The sequence below is a fragment of the Roseibium aggregatum genome (assembly GCF_014692675.1).
GTDB lineage: Bacteria > Pseudomonadota > Alphaproteobacteria > Rhizobiales > Stappiaceae > Roseibium > Roseibium aggregatum_C.
In genome coordinates, this window is record NZ_JABFCZ010000009.1 from 85790 (window position 1) to 100220 (window position 14431).

General features: G+C 62.8%; 16 protein-coding genes. 9 read left to right on the forward strand and 7 right to left on the reverse strand.

Annotated features, from left to right (window positions below; all coding sequences use genetic code 11):
* Positions 1 to 58: 58 nt before the first annotated feature.
* Positions 59 to 523: a cyclic nucleotide-binding domain-containing protein gene (locus HK439_RS09505; protein WP_209011682.1), complete on the reverse strand. Its 465-nt coding sequence runs from the start codon at positions 521 to 523 to the stop codon at positions 59 to 61.
* A gap of 67 nt (positions 524 to 590) precedes the next feature.
* Entirely contained in the window at positions 591 to 1274 is a 684-nt protein-coding gene (locus HK439_RS09510) for a response regulator transcription factor (RefSeq protein WP_190291169.1), read from the reverse strand.
* Positions 1275 to 1535: 261 nt separating this feature from the next.
* On the opposite strand from HK439_RS09510, the gene HK439_RS09515 reads away from it, so the two are divergent.
* The 5 genes from HK439_RS09515 (at position 1536) to ftsY (ending at position 6600) form a co-directional block, all read left to right on the forward strand.
* The gene (locus tag HK439_RS09515) at positions 1536 to 2009 is read left to right on the forward strand and encodes a L,D-transpeptidase family protein (protein WP_328804128.1); all 474 of its coding nucleotides are present in this window, start codon (positions 1536 to 1538) and stop codon (positions 2007 to 2009) included.
* A 92-nt stretch (positions 2010 to 2101) separates the two neighbouring features.
* Positions 2102 to 2995: a neutral zinc metallopeptidase gene (locus HK439_RS09520; protein ID WP_190291171.1), complete on the forward strand. Its 894-nt coding sequence runs from the start codon at positions 2102 to 2104 to the stop codon at positions 2993 to 2995.
* 133 nt (positions 2996 to 3128) lie between these two features.
* Positions 3129 to 4031, forward strand: coding sequence for a diaminopimelate epimerase (gene dapF / locus HK439_RS09525; protein ID WP_190291172.1), 903 nt, complete (start codon positions 3129 to 3131; stop codon positions 4029 to 4031).
* On the forward strand, positions 4028 to 5296 hold the full coding sequence (gene mtaB, locus HK439_RS09530) for a tRNA (N(6)-L-threonylcarbamoyladenosine(37)-C(2))-methylthiotransferase MtaB (protein WP_190291173.1): 1269 nt from the start codon (positions 4028 to 4030) through the stop codon (positions 5294 to 5296). The genes dapF and mtaB overlap by 4 nt, the downstream gene beginning before the upstream one ends.
* A 26-nt stretch (positions 5297 to 5322) precedes the next feature.
* A complete protein-coding gene (gene ftsY, locus HK439_RS09535; RefSeq protein WP_190291174.1) occupies positions 5323 to 6600 on the forward strand; it encodes a signal recognition particle-docking protein FtsY in 1278 nt (425 codons plus the stop codon).
* Positions 6601 to 6758: 158 nt separating this feature from the next.
* Here ftsY and HK439_RS09540 read toward each other — a convergent pair whose 3' ends face one another.
* The 3 genes from HK439_RS09540 to gloB form a co-directional block, all read right to left on the reverse strand.
* A complete protein-coding gene (locus HK439_RS09540; RefSeq protein ID WP_190291175.1) occupies positions 6759 to 7079 on the reverse strand; it encodes a hypothetical protein in 321 nt (106 codons plus the stop codon).
* A gap of 66 nt (positions 7080 to 7145) precedes the next feature.
* On the reverse strand, positions 7146 to 7604 hold the full coding sequence (locus HK439_RS09545; RefSeq protein WP_190291176.1) for a cupin domain-containing protein: 459 nt from the start codon (positions 7602 to 7604) through the stop codon (positions 7146 to 7148).
* Positions 7605 to 7608: 4 nt separating this feature from the next.
* On the reverse strand, positions 7609 to 8388 hold the full coding sequence (gloB, locus tag HK439_RS09550; RefSeq protein ID WP_190291177.1) for a hydroxyacylglutathione hydrolase: 780 nt from the start codon (positions 8386 to 8388) through the stop codon (positions 7609 to 7611).
* Positions 8389 to 8546: 158 nt separating this feature from the next.
* Between gloB and HK439_RS09555 the strand changes: the two genes are divergently transcribed.
* Entirely contained in the window at positions 8547 to 9332 is a 786-nt protein-coding gene (locus HK439_RS09555) for a methyltransferase domain-containing protein (protein WP_190291178.1), read from the forward strand.
* Here HK439_RS09555 and metW read toward each other — a convergent pair whose 3' ends face one another.
* Both metW and metX read right to left on the reverse strand, forming a co-directional pair.
* The gene (metW, locus tag HK439_RS09560) at positions 9333 to 9965 is read right to left on the reverse strand and encodes a methionine biosynthesis protein MetW (protein WP_190291179.1); all 633 of its coding nucleotides are present in this window, start codon (positions 9963 to 9965) and stop codon (positions 9333 to 9335) included.
* Position 9966: 1 nt separating this feature from the next.
* Entirely contained in the window at positions 9967 to 11160 is a 1194-nt protein-coding gene (gene metX, locus HK439_RS09565; protein ID WP_190291270.1) for a homoserine O-acetyltransferase MetX, read from the reverse strand.
* A gap of 222 nt (positions 11161 to 11382) precedes the next feature.
* Between metX and HK439_RS09570 the strand changes: the two genes are divergently transcribed.
* The 3 genes from HK439_RS09570 to HK439_RS09580 are packed head-to-tail and all read left to right on the forward strand — an operon-like array spanning position 11383 to position 14427.
* A complete protein-coding gene (locus HK439_RS09570) occupies positions 11383 to 12351 on the forward strand; it encodes a chorismate mutase (RefSeq protein WP_190291180.1) in 969 nt (322 codons plus the stop codon).
* The gene (gene hisC, locus HK439_RS09575; protein ID WP_209011683.1) at positions 12348 to 13484 is read left to right on the forward strand and encodes a histidinol-phosphate transaminase; all 1137 of its coding nucleotides are present in this window, start codon (positions 12348 to 12350) and stop codon (positions 13482 to 13484) included. The genes HK439_RS09570 and hisC overlap by 4 nt, the downstream gene beginning before the upstream one ends.
* Positions 13485 to 13506: 22 nt before the next feature.
* Entirely contained in the window at positions 13507 to 14427 is a 921-nt protein-coding gene (locus tag HK439_RS09580) for a prephenate/arogenate dehydrogenase family protein (RefSeq protein WP_190291181.1), read from the forward strand.
* Positions 14428 to 14431 lie beyond the last annotated feature (4 nt).

Below are 14431 nucleotides of genomic sequence, written 5' to 3' on the forward strand. Positions count from 1 at the left end.
GTGAAGCTGGTGGCGGCTCATGCAGAAGAGGGCTCGTCGTCGGCAGATCGATAATCTCTCAGCTGTCGCTGGAACCGCGCAGGCCGCGGGATCGGGAGATCTGTTCCAGGTCCGCCATGCGCTCGCCAATCGGGGCCAGGGCATTGGCGGTCGTCTGGAATCGGGCGGCCTGGACTTCGAACAGGCGCCTGGCGAGTTCGGGAAACTCCATGATCATGCGCTTGAACAGGGCCCGGCGGATACGGATGACGCGCACATCGCCGATCGCGACCGCGCGGCACGGACGGATCGCATCCACCAGGAGGGCGCTTTCGCCGAGCAGCGTGCCGGGGCCGGCGACATCCAGATCCTCGAAGGTCTTCTTCGCGCGCTTCTTCTGCAGGGCAACCTCGCCATCGGCAACGAGCAAGGCCCCGTCGGCCCGGTCGCCTTCGTCGAACAGCAGCTGACCGTCCCTGAAATCGGCGCTTTCCGCACTGAAGGCAAGCAGGCGCAATTGTTCGTCGGCAAAATCCGACAACATCGGGACTTTCTGCAATAACGCGATATCTTGTGCGAGACTCATGCCCCAGATTTACGACCTTTCACGGTCAGGGCACAAGCTTATATCCACCGGCTTCTGTGACCAAAAGCTCCGCATTTGACGGATCGCGCTCGATTTTCTGCCTGAGACGGTAGATGTGGGTCTCCAGCGTGTGGGTGGTGACACCGGAATTGTAGCCCCAGACCTCGTGCAGAAGCACGTCCCGGGTGACCGGCTTTTCGCCTGCCCGGTACAGGAATTTCAGGATCGAGGTTTCCTTTTCCGTCAGCCGGACCTTGGAACCCTTCTCGTCGAGCATGAGTTTCGCAGCGGGACGAAAGGAATAGCGCCCGATGGAAAAGGTCGCGTCCTCGCTCTGCTCGTGCTGGCGCAGATGCGCCCGGATCCGGGCGAGCAGCACGGCAAACTTGAACGGCTTGGGAACGTAATCGTTGGCGCCGGCTTCCAGACCCAGGATGGTGTCGGAATCGGTATCATGGCCGGTGAGCATGATGACCGGCGCCTTGAAGCCGTTCTTGCGCAATAGTTTCACCGCCTCCCGGCCGTCGATATCCGGCAGGCCGACATCCATCAGAAGAAGATCGACATGCTCTTCCTTGGCCATCGCGATCCCGCTTGCGGCCGAATCGGCCTGGATAGTCTCGAATTCGTCGTAAAGCGACAGCTGTTCGACGAGCGCCTCGCGCAGTTCGGTATCATCGTCGACAATCAGTATGGTGCGCGCGGTCATCGCCTAAGTCCTCGCCAATCAAGCTTTTTCGCCCCGTAGCCGGCGGCAAGATAACACATGGGTGTGGTGACGTGTTTGTGAAAGGGAAATCTTCGACAAACAAGCGGCAACTCGTCAATTCTTGTTCACGCGGGCTTTAAACCCGGTTTATCAAGGCTTTGCCGCTGACACTCCGGCACAGGGAATCCGAAGGGCGCAGAGATGAAAAACGCCGTGCAATGCTTGGAAGTCCGCCAGTTGCCGTGGTTAACGACCCGGGGCGTGCTGACCATTAGTGGGATCACGGTTCCGTGTGCGTTGGGGAGATCCGGCGTTACCCGCGCAAAGCGTGAGGGCGACGGGGCAACGCCGGCGGGGTCCTTTGAGCTTCTGAATGTCTACTACCGCGCCGACCGCCGGTCCCGGCCGCGAACCGCCTTGCCGGTCGAGAAGCTGGAACGGCAAGACGGCTGGTGCGACGACCCGGACCATCCGCGCTACAACCGCCCGGTGGAGCTGCCGTTTGGCGCAAGCCACGAGAAGATGTGGCGGGACGACCGGCTTTACGACATCGTCGTCGTGCTCGATTGCAACATGTACCCGGCGGTTCCGGGCAGGGGCAGCGCCATTTTCTTTCACATCGCCCGGGAAGATTACACGCCGACGGAAGGCTGCGTCGCCGTTTCACCGGAGCATATGCGCCTGATCCTGTCGAAGGTTCAGCCTGGCGCCGTCATGACCGTTTCCGGCCCGTAACCGATCTCACGCTGCGTCTTTTTTGAATTCAAGACACCCGTCTTTCCTGCTATCCAGAACGGAACGATCCCGAATGCAGGTGAAGAACGCCCATGCGCTGGAAAGGCCGCCGCCAAAGCAGCAACATCGATGACCGCCGCGGCAGGGGCGGCACGCCGCGCCTGCGCCTGCCGTCGGGACGTCGGGCGCGAAGAGGCGGCGGACTGGGCCTGACCGGGATCCTGGTGGTTCTGGTCATTGCCTGGATTACCGGCATCAATCCGCTGACGCTGCTTAACGGGCTCGACGGCGGCGGCTACGACAGCCCGTCCCATGACACCGAAACACGACAGACGCCGGCAAATGACGAGGGCGCCCAGTTCGTTTCCGTCGTGCTCGCCGATACCGAGACCACCTGGAGCCAGATCCTGGCACAGCACAATGCGGATTATCCCGAGCCGACGCTGGTGCTCTTCTCCGGGTCTGTGCCCTCTGCCTGCGGCTATGCAAGTGCTGCCACCGGACCGTTTTATTGCGGCGCCGACCGGAAGGTCTATATCGACCTGTCCTTTTACAAGCAGCTCGCCGGCCAGCTGAACGCGCCCGGAGACTTCGCCCGCGCCTATGTGCTCGCCCATGAAGTCGGCCATCACATCCAGAACCTGCTGGGCATTCTGCCTCAATACCAGAAGGCGCGGCGCACCATGAGCGAGCGGGACGGCAATGCGCTCTCCGTCCGTGTCGAACTGCAGGCGGACTGTTTTGCCGGCATCTGGGCGCATTACGCCGCCCGCCAGAAAGGGTTCGTCGAGGAAGGCGACATCGAGGAAGCCCTGAATGCGGCGAGCCGGATCGGCGACGATACGCTGCAGAAACAGGCGCAGGGCTATGTGGTTCCCGATAGTTTCAACCATGGAACCTCCGACCAGCGCGTCCGCTGGTTCAGACAAGGCTTCAAGGCCGGCGACCTCCGGGCCTGCGATACCTTCAACGCCACAAGCCTTTAAAGCAGTCGGCCTTTAACGCAATTCAGCCTGACATACGTCTCCCACTGGTAATTTGCCCGGCTTTCCGCCATATAGGGGACGAAAGCCCGGTAAAGGGCAGAACCCCCTTATCCTTTGACGAAACGAAACCGACATGGCGCACAGGCCATTTTTGAAAATGAACGGTCTTGGCAACGACTTCCTGGTCTGGGATGCGCGTGACGAGCCGTTGCGCCTGGCACCCGACGTCATTGCCGCGCTCGGCGACCGGACAGGCGGGATCGGTTTCGACCAGATGATCACGGTGGAACGCTCAACCGCCGGCGTCGACGCCTTCATGCGGATCCACAATTGCGACGGCACCCAGGTGGATGCCTGCGGCAACGCCACCCGCTGCATCGGCCGCTTGCTGATGGAAGAGGCCGGCAAGGACGTCGCCTCCGTCGAGACCAATGCCGGCCTGCTGCATGCCTTTGCGGGCACGGCGCCGCGCATGGTGACCGTCGACATGGGCAAGCCGCGGCTCAACTGGGACCAGATTCCGCTGGCCGAAGAATTCGCCGACACGCGCGCCATCGAGCTGCAGATCGGCCCGATAGACGAGCCGATCCTGCACACGCCGGCTGTCGTCAACATGGGCAATCCGCACGCGATCTTCTGGGTCGACGACATCGAAGCCTATGACCTTTCGCGGGTCGGCCCGCTTCTGGAGCGGCATCCGGTCTTCCCGGAAGGCGCCAATATCTCGCTCGCCCATGTCTTTGCCGAAAACCAGATCCGGGTGAAGGTCTGGGAACGCGGCGCCGGCCTGACCCGCGCCTGCGGCACGGCCGCCTGCGCCGTAGCGGTGGCGGCTGCGCGCGACGGCAGGGCCGGGCGCAAGTCGACCATTCATCTGCCTGGTGGACCGCTGGAAATCGAATGGCGCGAGAGCGATGGTCACGTCCTGATGACCGGACCGACGGAAGTGGAATTCGAGGGCGACATCGATCTCGACACCCTTGAATGGACCAGGACCGCGCCGGGCGACCCGGCCGAAGAGGCCGCTGCCTCATGAGCATTGACGTCGTCACCTTTGGCTGCCGGCTGAATTCCTACGAATCCGAGGTCATGAAGCGCGAGGCAGAAGCCGCAGGACTGGAAGACGCGGTCCTGATCAACACGTGCGCCGTGACCAACGAGGCCGTGCGCCAGGCCCGTCAGGCCGTGCGCAAGGCCCGGCGCGACAATCCGGGTGCCCGCATCATCGTCACCGGTTGCGCCGCCCAGACGGAAACCGCGACCTTTTCCGAAATGGCGGAGGTCGATCTGGTTCTCGGCAACACGGAAAAGCTGGAGCGGAACTCCTACGCCCGTGTCGCGGATTTCGGCATCGAGGCGAGCGAAAAGGTGCGCGTCAACGACATCATGAGCGTCGAGGAAACCGCAGGCCATCTGATCGACGGGCTGGAAGGCCGCGCCCGCGCCTTCGTCCAGGTCCAGAACGGCTGCGACCACCGCTGCACCTTCTGCATCATCCCCTACGGCCGCGGTAATTCGCGGTCCGTGCCCATGGGGGTGGTGATCGACCAGATCCGGCGTCTGGTGGAAAACGGTTACAACGAAATCGTGCTCACCGGCGTCGACATCACCTCCTACGGCGCCGATCTGCCGGGCACGCCGAAGCTCGGCACGCTGACGGCCAAGATCCTCAAACTGGTGCCGGACCTGAAGCGCCTGCGCCTGTCCTCGATCGATTCCATCGAGGCCGACGAGGAGCTGATGCGCGCGATTGCCGGGGAAGAGCGGCTGATGCCGCATTTCCATCTCTCGCTGCAGGCCGGCGACGACATGATCCTGAAGCGGATGAAGCGCCGCCACCTGCGCGCCGACACGATCCGTTTTTGCGAGGACGTGCGCCGCATGCGCCCGGACGTGGTCTTCGGCGCCGATATCATCGCCGGCTTTCCGACCGAAACGGAAGAGATGTTCGAAAACTCGCTCCGGATCGTCGACGAGTGCGGCCTGACCCATCTGCACGTGTTTCCCTTTTCACCGCGGCCCGGCACGCCGGCGGCGCGCATGCCGCAGCTGCCGCGCCAACTGGTCAAGGAACGCGGCGCCCGGCTCAGGGCAAAGGGCGAAGAGGTCCTCGGTCTCCATCTGGCAGGCGAAGTCGGCAAGGTCCGGCCGGTCCTGATCGAAAGGCAAGGCCTCGGACGGACCGAGCAATTCACGCAAGTGGAACTTTCCGGCGGCAGCGCCGGTGAGATCCTGACCACCCGGATTTCCGGACATACCGGCCGCCATCTCCTGGGCGAGGTCCTTTCCAGGGCGGCCTGACGGCTCAAACAGATCAAGGCGGGGAAATGAGCGAAAAGAAGCGCGGATTCCTGGGACGGCTTTTCAGCGGCAAGGACAAGAACGAGACGCCTGAAGCCGAAGGCCTCGAACCGTCCGCCGAAAACCCGGCCGTCGACGCTCCCGCCTCCGATCTGGAGCCGGAAGAACCCGGTTTCGATGCAACGCCCGACCTGACCGAACCGCCTGCCGAACCGCCGGTCGCGGAAGAAACGCTTTTCACCGGCATCGGCGCCGAGGAGGCGCTCGAGCCGGACCTCTCCGAAAGCCTGAGCGAACAGGCCGAACCCGAGGCCGAGGTTCCGGAAGCACCCGTTATTCCCGAGATGCCGGCGGAAACACCGCCGGCCGAGACGGACGACAAGCCGAAACGCTCCTGGTTCCAGAAGCTGAAAAGCGGGCTGTCCCGCTCGTCCTCCGCGCTGACCGACGGCATTTCGTCGATCTTCACCAAGCGCAAGCTCGACGCCACCATGCTGGAGGAGCTGGAGGACGTGCTGATCCAGGCCGACCTCGGCGTCGATACCGCCATGGCGATCACCGACCGCCTGTCGCAGGGCCGCTACGACAAGGAAATCGAACCCGAAGAGGTTCGCTCCATCCTGTCGGAAGAAGTCGAGAAGGTGCTGGAACCGGTTGCCCATCCGCTCAATCTCGACACCGGCAAAAAGCCTCACGTCGTGCTGATGGTCGGCGTCAACGGCACCGGCAAGACCACCACCATCGGCAAGCTGTCGCAGAAGCTCGCCACTGAGGGCAAGAAGGTCATGCTCGCCGCCGGCGACACGTTCCGCGCGGCCGCCGTCGAACAGCTCAAGATCTGGGGCCAGCGCACCGGCGCGGAAGTGATTGCCCGCGACACCGGCGCGGATGCCGCAGGCCTTGCCTTCGATGCCATGAAGGAAGCGAAGGACAAGGCGGTCGACGTGCTTCTGATCGACACCGCCGGCCGGCTTCAGAACAAGGCCGAGCTGATGGACGAGCTTGAAAAGGTCATTCGCGTGATCAGGAAGCACGATCCGGAAGCCCCGCACACGGTGCTTCTGACCCTCGATGCGACCACCGGCCAGAACGCTTTGAACCAGGTGGAAATCTTCGGCAAGGTCGCCGGCGTCACGGGTCTCGTCATGACCAAGCTCGACGGCACAGCCCGCGGCGGCATCCTCGTCGCCATCGCTTCCAAGCATCAGCTGCCCGTGCATTTCATCGGCGTCGGCGAGGGCGTCGACGACCTGGAACCGTTCTCGGCAAAGGATTTCGCCGACGCGATTGCAGGGCTGGCCTGACTCCCGTCGATTTCAGGTTGTCATCCCGGTTTGGAGCGAAGCGACAAGAACGGGACCCAGCACTCCGTGAGCTCGGGATTCAAGCATCAAGCCTTTGTGATTACTGGATTCCTGCCTTCGCAGGAATGACAAGAAACCGCCGGTCAGGGCCGCCTGCCTCAATACCTGACCGGGCAGATATATTTCGAATAGACCCATCCGCGCGGGCCGGAATAGCTCTGGTCCTGCAGGCTGTTCAGGACGATCACATTCCGCCAGCCGCGCTCGCCGTAAGGGTCCGTGGAAATCATGAAGGTATCCGGCCCGAGCCGGGCGATTTCCGGACACCGGGTCGAACCGCAGGTCCTGAGCGACAGGAAATTGTCGCCGTATGGGTTGAGATTACAGGTGACGAAATATTCGCCCGAATAGGCGAAGGCCGCATTAGATGTGCCCAGCGCCAGCAGTGCCGCGATGATGAATGAAGACAGCAGTTTCATCGGCGTCTCGCCCCCGTTTCGGTCCGGGCAGGTTACGCCAATGCCGCTATCTTTCATTGAGCGAGGTCAAGCGGTTCCTTGGCCCGGCTCCCAGCCTTCCGGAGCCATTTCGAAACCCTCGAACTGAAACCCCGGCGCGACCGTGCAGCCGACAAGGGTCCAGGCGCCCAGGGAACGCGCCTGCTGCCAGCCGTCCCGCGGCACGATGCCCTGCGGCCGTTGGCCGGCAGCGAGATCGGCGCCCAGGGTCAGGACATCAACCGCCTTGCCATCCGTGCTGATGGAAAGCTCCAGCGGCGCGCCGGCGTAGTGGTGCCAGGTCTCCACCGCATCAACCTTGTGCCAGCGCGAGGTCACGCCTTCCGGCAGCAGGAAATAGATCAGCGTCGAGGCCGCCCGGCCGTTTACATCAGTGACTTCGTCCCGGAAGGTCTCGACGTAAAACCCGCCTTCCGGATGCGGCTGCATATTGAGGAGTTTGACCACCTGATCTGCGGTCAAATCGCTTTTGGTGTGCCCCGGCATCGGATTACGCGTTGTCCTTGCGCGTCCTGATTTCGGCAAAGACCTCGGCATCGGACGCATCTTCCAGGCCCAGGTTCTTCCGGACGCCGGGATCGTCGGCGCGGAGGAACGGGTTGGTCGCCAGTTCCTGACCCATGGTGGTCGGCAGGGTCGGCTTGCCTGCCGACCGCAGGGCATTGACGTCTGCCGCCCGCTTCTTCAGTGCCTCGTTTTCCGGATCGATGGTCAGGGCGAATTTCGCATTGGCGGCGGTATATTCATGGCCGCAATAGATCGTGGTGTCGGCAGGCAGCTTGCGGATCAGCTGGTCCAGCGAGGCCCACATCATTTCCATATCCCCTTCGAAAACCCGGCCGCAGCCGAGCGAAAACAGCGTGTCGCCGGTATGCGCGACCTTGAGAGAGGGGATGTACCAGGAGATCTGGTCGAGCGTGTGCCCCGGCGTCGCGATCGCCTTGATCTCGAACGGCCCTGCAAGAATGTCGTCGCCGTCCTCTACCGTTTTGTCGAGACCCGTGATGACCTCCCGCGACCGTTCCGGACCGGTCACCGTCGCCATGGTCTTTTCCTTCAGCTCCGACAGCCCCTGAACGTGATCCCAGTGATGGTGGGTGATCAGAATATCGGTCAGTTTCCAGCCGGTTTCCTTCAGAACCGCCAGGTAGGGGGCCGCGTCCGGCACATCGATCGCAATGGTGGTGCCGCTGTCGGGATCGTGAATCAGGACGCCGTAATTGTCGGACAGGCAGGAAAACTGGCGGATTTCAACGTTGGATGCGGACATGAAACGATCCTTTGTCAAACGGTTGTCTAAACTTGGGCCAACAGTGACAAACTGCGCCGGACCCGACAAGTGCGAAACCCTTGCGAAACGGTCCGGATCACGTTTCAATCGCGCGGCGCCGGGTTTGGTGAGGAACCGGCGTTGAAACGGAAGCCTGCATGTATCTCGACGTTGCCGATCTGAGAACCTTTTATGATCTGCCTATCGGCCGGCTTCTGCGTGTGCTGATCGGCGGACAGATCCGCACGTTCTGGCCGGACCTGACCGGCCAGAGCCTCCTGGGGGTCGGCTATGCCGGGCCCTTCATGCGGCCCTATCTGCCGAGCGCGGAGCGCTGCATCGCCGCCATGCCGGCCCAGCAGGGCGCCGTTCCCTGGCCGCGGGAAGCCGACAATGCGGCCGCGCTGGTGGAAGACGACCGGCTGCCGTTTTCCGATGCCGCCTTCGACCGGGCCATCGTGGTTCATGCGCTCGATCATTGCGCCAATCCGGGCGAACTGCTCAGGGAGACGTGGCGCGTGCTTGCCCCCGGCGGACGGATGATCGCGGTGGTGCCCAACCGCCGCGGGCTGTGGTCCCAGTCGGAACTCTCGCCCTTCGGCTACGGCCGGCCCTATTCGCGCAGCCAGCTGAAGGCGCTGCTGCGCGGATCCCAGTTCGAGGTCATGCGCGACACGGAAGCGCTGTTCATGCCGCCGACAAGGGCCCGTTTCGTGCTCCGCTCCGCCCGGACCTGGGAAGGCATCGGCAAACGCTTCTGGCCCGCCTTCAGCGGCCTCCTGATCATGGAAGCGGAAAAGCAGGTTTTCCGGGGCGTGCCGGCGGACGGCAAACGCAGCCCGTTGCGGGTCCTGAAACCGGTCTTCATTCCCGATGGCGCGCCCGCCGGCATGAAACCAATCCGGCGCACGCATGGAAATCCGGAATTTCTGAAAAAGACCTGATCAGCGCTCCAACAGGAAGACCGCCTGTTCGGCGACGATGTTCCACATCCACCAGGGAGCCCTGACCGGAATCTTGTTGCCCTGACCGTCCAGTATCACCGTATCCACGACCGTTGCCTCCAGCTCCTCGCAAAGCTCGACAAAGTCGCTGAGTGAACAGAAATGGATGTTCGGGGTGTCGTACCATTCGTAGGGCAGGTACTTGGTCACCGGCATCCGGCCCCGGAACAGAAGCTGCATGCGGTTTCTCCAGAACGCGAAATTCGGGATCGAGACGAGCACCTGGTCACCAATGCGCAGAAGTTCCTGCAGCACGCCTTTCGGATCATGGGTCGCCTGCAGCGTCTGGCTCATGATGACCACATCGAAGGCGCCGTCCGGATAGTCCGTGAGATCCTCGTCCGCATCGCCCTGGACGACAGAAAGGCCCCGTTCGACGCATTTGTTCACGCCGTCCTGGGAAAGCTCCATTCCGCGCCCGTCCACACGGCGTTCGCGGACCAGGATATCGAGCAGGGCGCCGTCGCCGCAGCCGATGTCGAGCACCCGGGACCCTTCCGGAACAAAGTCCGCCACCACGCGGTAATCGCCGCGAACGTCATTTCCGATCGTCAGCTGGGATGTCAGCGCCATATCAGCGGCCTCCCGGGGCAGGGATGCCGCGCGCGGCGGCGGCCCCGGTCACGAAGCCGCGGATGGTCGAAAACATTTCCGGAACATCGAGCAGGAATGCGTCATGGCCGCGGTCGCTTTCGACTTCGACGAAGGAGACGTTGGCGGCGGCCGCATTCAGCGCCTTGACCACCGCCTTGCTCTCGGACGTCGGAAACAGCCAGTCGGATGTGAAGGACATAACGCAATAACGGGTCTTTGACCCCTGAAACGCCTTCGGCAGCGAGCCGAATTCCTTCGCCAGGTCGAAATAGTCCATCGCACGGGTCACATAGAGATAGGAATTGGCGTCGAACCGGTCGACGAAGGTCATGCCCTGGTGCCGCAGATAGCTCTCGATCTGGAAATCCGCATCGAAGCCGAAGGTCAGGCTGTCCCGGTCCTGCAGGTTACGGCCGAATTTCTGATGCAGCGATTCGTCGGACATATAGGTGATATGCGCCGCCATGCGCGCCACCGCCAGACCCTTGGTCGGCCGCACGCCCTTTGAGATATAATCGCCGCCGGCCCAGTTCGGATCCGCCATGATGGCCTGCCGGCCGACCTCGTGAAACGCGATGTTCTGCGAGGAATGGCGCGCGCCGGCCGCAATCGGAATGGCCGAAAACACCCGCTCGGGAAAACTCGCCGCCCATTGCAGCACCTGCATGCCGCCCATGGATCCGCCTGCAACGGCAAACAGCGTGTCGATGCCCAGGTGATCGACCAGCCGGGCCTGCGCCCGCACCATGTCGCGAATGGTGACCACGGGCATGGTCAGCCCGTAGGGTTTTCCCGTTTCCGGATTTGTGCTTGCCGGCCCCGTCGTGCCGAGACAACCGCCGAGCACGTTGGAGCAGATCACGAAATACTTGTCCGTATCGATCGGCTTTCCCGGCCCGACCATGAGGCTCCACCAGCCCGGCTTGCCGGTAATCGGGTTAGTGGAGGCGACGTACTGGTCGCCGGTCAGCGCATGACAGACCAGGACGGCATTGGACTTGTCCGCGTTGAGCGTGCCGTAGGTTTCATAGGCGATCTGCCATGGTCCGAGCGTTCCCCCGCCATCCAGCGGCAAAGCCTGGTCCACGCCGAAATGGACGCATTTGCTGCTCGGCGAATTCACCTCGTTCAAAGGGTCGGGTGTAGCGTCACTCTCGGGTATTTCCACGGCCATCGTAGCTGTTGCGAACTCGCTTGTCTGATGTTCGAAATGATTGTCAGGAGTGGTCACGCGCGTTCATTGACGCGGGCCGCACTTCGCTTGGATCAATCGATGCAAGAAGCGGTCCACTCGACTCGGCGCGGGGCGGAATATCGGCCGGACGTTATATTCCGGATTCAACTCGCCATAGACCATCGGTCCAAACGACCTATGGGCGGCTTGGGGTCGGTGTCAATGTTTTCTTTTGCCTTTGCAGCGGCAGATGCCTATGACTATGCGCCGCAAACCATGGTTACAAACGAGCTTCAAAGAGGTTTCAGGCCGGTCATGAACCAGACGCACGATCACGTGACATCGCTGGATACGCTCCGCGCCCGGATCGATGAAATCGATGCGCGTCTGCACGAGGCGCTGATGGAGCGTGCCCGGATCATCGACGGGATCGTGGCGGCAAAACGGGCAAGTGGCGCAAATGGCGTCATGTTCCGCCCCGACCGGGAAGCCGACATGATGCGCCAGCTGGTCGAACGTCATGACGGTTCCCTGCCGTTGTCGATGATCGAGCATGTCTGGCGCGACATCATCTCCACCTGCACGTTGCTGCAGGGGCCTTATGCGGTTCATCTGGACGGCAGCGCCGATCTGGCCGAGATGCTCGATCTGGCCCGGTTCTATTTCGGCTTCACCGTCGAGCTGGAGCCTTGCGGCGATGCGGCCGATGTGGTCGGCTCCGTTGCCGCCTCCAAAGGCGATCTCGGCCTCGTCGCGCTCGAAGAGCGGTCCGAATTGCCGTGGTGGCGCGGTCTGAGCGACACCGGTGCGCAGATCATCGCCCGCCTGCCGTTCCTGGTGCTTGAGGAACGTCCCGCGGACCTGCCGGCACTGGTGATCTCGCGGGCGATCCCGGACGGCGCAGTCGCCGATACGCTCGTCTTCGACGCCCGCTGGAACGGTGTCCTGCCGGGCCGCCTGATGAGCCATGGCATCGAGGTCATCAGTTTCCACCGCTCCGCGAGCGGTGTGGATGCGCTTCTGGCGGTTTCCTCCGAACTGGACGAAGCCGCAATCCTGGCAGCCTGCGCCGAAGCCGGCGCAGAGCCGGACGTATTGAGACAGGTCGGCGGCTATGCCTCGCCGATTGACGTTGAGGGAGACACGGACGAGGACTTCGCATCGGAAGAACCCGCCGTCTCCGAAGGATGAGCACAATGACTGACGCAGCGATGGAAACGGAAAACGATTTTTCAAACCGGCCAAAACCGCGGCCCGGCGTGCTGGATATCGCGCCCTATGTTCCCGGCAAATCCAAGGCGACCGGCGGCAAGAAGCTCTACAAGCTGTCTTCCAACGAAACGCCGCTCGGCGCCAGCAAGAAGGCGCAGGACGCCATCGCACGGCTGGCCGGAACCCTGGAATTCTATCCGGACGGCGCCGCCACGGACCTGCGTGAAGCCATCGGCGACGTTTACGGCCTCAATCCCGACCGCATCATTTGCGGCGCCGGATCCGACGAAATCCTGAGCCTGATCGCCTATGCCTACCTGGGCCCGGGCGACGAGGCCATCTATTCCCGGCACGGCTTCCTCGTCTACGAGATTGCGATCCGCGCCGCCGGTGCGACCCCGGTCGTCGCGCCCGAGAAGGATCTCACGACCGACGTCGACGCGATCCTGGCGAAGGTGACGGACAAGACCAAAATGGTCTTCATCGCCAATCCGAACAATCCGACCGGTACCTATCTGCCGTTCTCCGAAGTCCGGCGCCTGCACGAAAACCTGCCGCCGAACGTGATTCTGGTGCTGGACGCCGCCTACAGCGAATACGTCCGCCGTAACGACTATGAAAGCGGCATGGAACTGGCGGCCACGACCGAAAACGTCATCATGACCCGGACCTTTTCCAAGATCTACGGCCTGGCTAACCTGCGTCTCGGCTGGGGTTTCGGTCCCGCCCATGTCATCGATGCGCTGAACCGCATCCGGGGGCCGTTCAACGTCTCCGGGCTGGCCATTGCCGCCGGCGTCGAAGCGGTCCGGGACCGGGCCTTTGTCGAAAAGGCGGTCGATCACAACGAGCAGTGGCTTCCCTGGGTGACGGAAGAGCTGGAAAAGCTCGGCCTGACGGTCACCCCCAGCGTCGGCAACTTCATTCTCATCCACTTCCCCGAAGTGGACGGCAAGACGGCAACCGATGCGGACGCGTTCCTGTCGTCGCGCGGCTGCGTGCTGCGTCTGGTCGGCAACTACGGCCTGCCGAATGCCTTGCGCATGTCGATCGGCAGCGAAGAGGCCAACAAGGCCGTCGTCGCCAACCTGGCTGAATTCCTGAAGCAATAATCCGAGCTGTACTGTCTGTTTCATGTCCGAACCGCTGTTTGACCGCATAGCCCTGATCGGGATCGGCCTGATCGGCTCCTCGATTGCCCAGGCCGTCCGCGCCCGCGGGCTTGCCCGCGAAATCGCGATTTCCACGCGCTCGCCGGAAACCCTTGCGCGCGCCGAGGAACTGAACCTGGGCGACAGCTATTCGATCAACGCGGTTGATGCGGTGGAAAATGCCGATCTGGTCATCCTCTGCGTGCCGGTCGGCGCCTATGGGGCCGTGGCCAAATGGATCGCGCCGTCCCTGAAGAAGGGCGCAATCCTCACCGATGTCGGTTCGACCAAGGCCTCCGTGGTCCGCGATGTCGGCCCGCATGTTCCAGACGGCGTGAACTTCATCCCCGGCCATCCCATTGCCGGGACCGAGCATTCCGGCCCCGACGCCGGTTTCCCGACCCTGTTCGAGAACCGCTGGTGCATCCTGACGCCGCCGGAGGGAACGGATCCGGACGCGCTGGCGCGACTGACGAAGTTCTGGGAGGCCTGCGGCTCCAACGTGGATGTCATGGATGTCCAGCACCACGATCTGGTTCTGGCCATCGTTTCCCACCTGCCGCAGCTGATTGCCTACAACATCGTCGGCACCGCCGACGACCTGGAGACGGTCACCAAGTCGGAAGTGATCAAGTATTCCGCATCCGGTTTCCGCGACTTCACCCGTCTTGCCGCCTCCGATCCGACCATGTGGCGGGATGTCTGCCTCAACAACAAGGACGCCATCCTGGAGATGCTGTCCCGGTTTTCGGAGGATCTGTCGGCGTTGCAGCGGGCCATCCGCTGGGGCGACGGGGAAGCGCTGTTCGACCTCTTCACCCGGACCCGCGGCATCCGCAAATCGATTATCGAGGCCGGCCAGGACACGGACGCACCGGACTTCGGCCGCCCGCACGGCAAATAGCCGG

Excerpts from the sequence above, each read along its gene's own strand:
- ftsY (WP_190291174.1), top strand. The coding sequence starts at position 5,323 with ATGAGCGAAAAGAAGCGCGGATTCCTGGGACGGCTTTTCAGCGGCAAG.
- HK439_RS09520 (WP_190291171.1), top strand. The coding sequence starts at position 2,102 with ATGCGCTGGAAAGGCCGCCGCCAAAGCAGCAACATCGATGACCGCCGC.
- HK439_RS09555 (WP_190291178.1), top strand. The coding sequence starts at position 8,547 with ATGTATCTCGACGTTGCCGATCTGAGAACCTTTTATGATCTGCCTATC.
- dapF (WP_190291172.1), top strand. The coding sequence starts at position 3,129 with ATGGCGCACAGGCCATTTTTGAAAATGAACGGTCTTGGCAACGACTTC.
- gloB (WP_190291177.1), bottom strand. The coding sequence starts at position 8,388 with ATGTCCGCATCCAACGTTGAAATCCGCCAGTTTTCCTGCCTGTCCGAC.
- HK439_RS09510 (WP_190291169.1), bottom strand. The coding sequence starts at position 1,274 with ATGACCGCGCGCACCATACTGATTGTCGACGATGATACCGAACTGCGC.
- HK439_RS09540 (WP_190291175.1), bottom strand. The coding sequence starts at position 7,079 with ATGAAACTGCTGTCTTCATTCATCATCGCGGCACTGCTGGCGCTGGGC.
- mtaB (WP_190291173.1), top strand. The coding sequence starts at position 4,028 with ATGAGCATTGACGTCGTCACCTTTGGCTGCCGGCTGAATTCCTACGAA.
- HK439_RS09545 (WP_190291176.1), bottom strand. The coding sequence starts at position 7,604 with ATGCCGGGGCACACCAAAAGCGATTTGACCGCAGATCAGGTGGTCAAA.
- metW (WP_190291179.1), bottom strand. The coding sequence starts at position 9,965 with ATGGCGCTGACATCCCAGCTGACGATCGGAAATGACGTTCGCGGCGAT.
- hisC (WP_209011683.1), top strand. The coding sequence starts at position 12,348 with ATGAGCACAATGACTGACGCAGCGATGGAAACGGAAAACGATTTTTCA.
- HK439_RS09570 (WP_190291180.1), top strand. The coding sequence starts at position 11,383 with ATGTTTTCTTTTGCCTTTGCAGCGGCAGATGCCTATGACTATGCGCCG.
- metX (WP_190291270.1), bottom strand. The coding sequence starts at position 11,160 with ATGGCCGTGGAAATACCCGAGAGTGACGCTACACCCGACCCTTTGAAC.
- HK439_RS09580 (WP_190291181.1), top strand. The coding sequence starts at position 13,507 with ATGTCCGAACCGCTGTTTGACCGCATAGCCCTGATCGGGATCGGCCTG.
- HK439_RS09505 (WP_209011682.1), bottom strand. The coding sequence starts at position 523 with ATGTTGTCGGATTTTGCCGACGAACAATTGCGCCTGCTTGCCTTCAGT.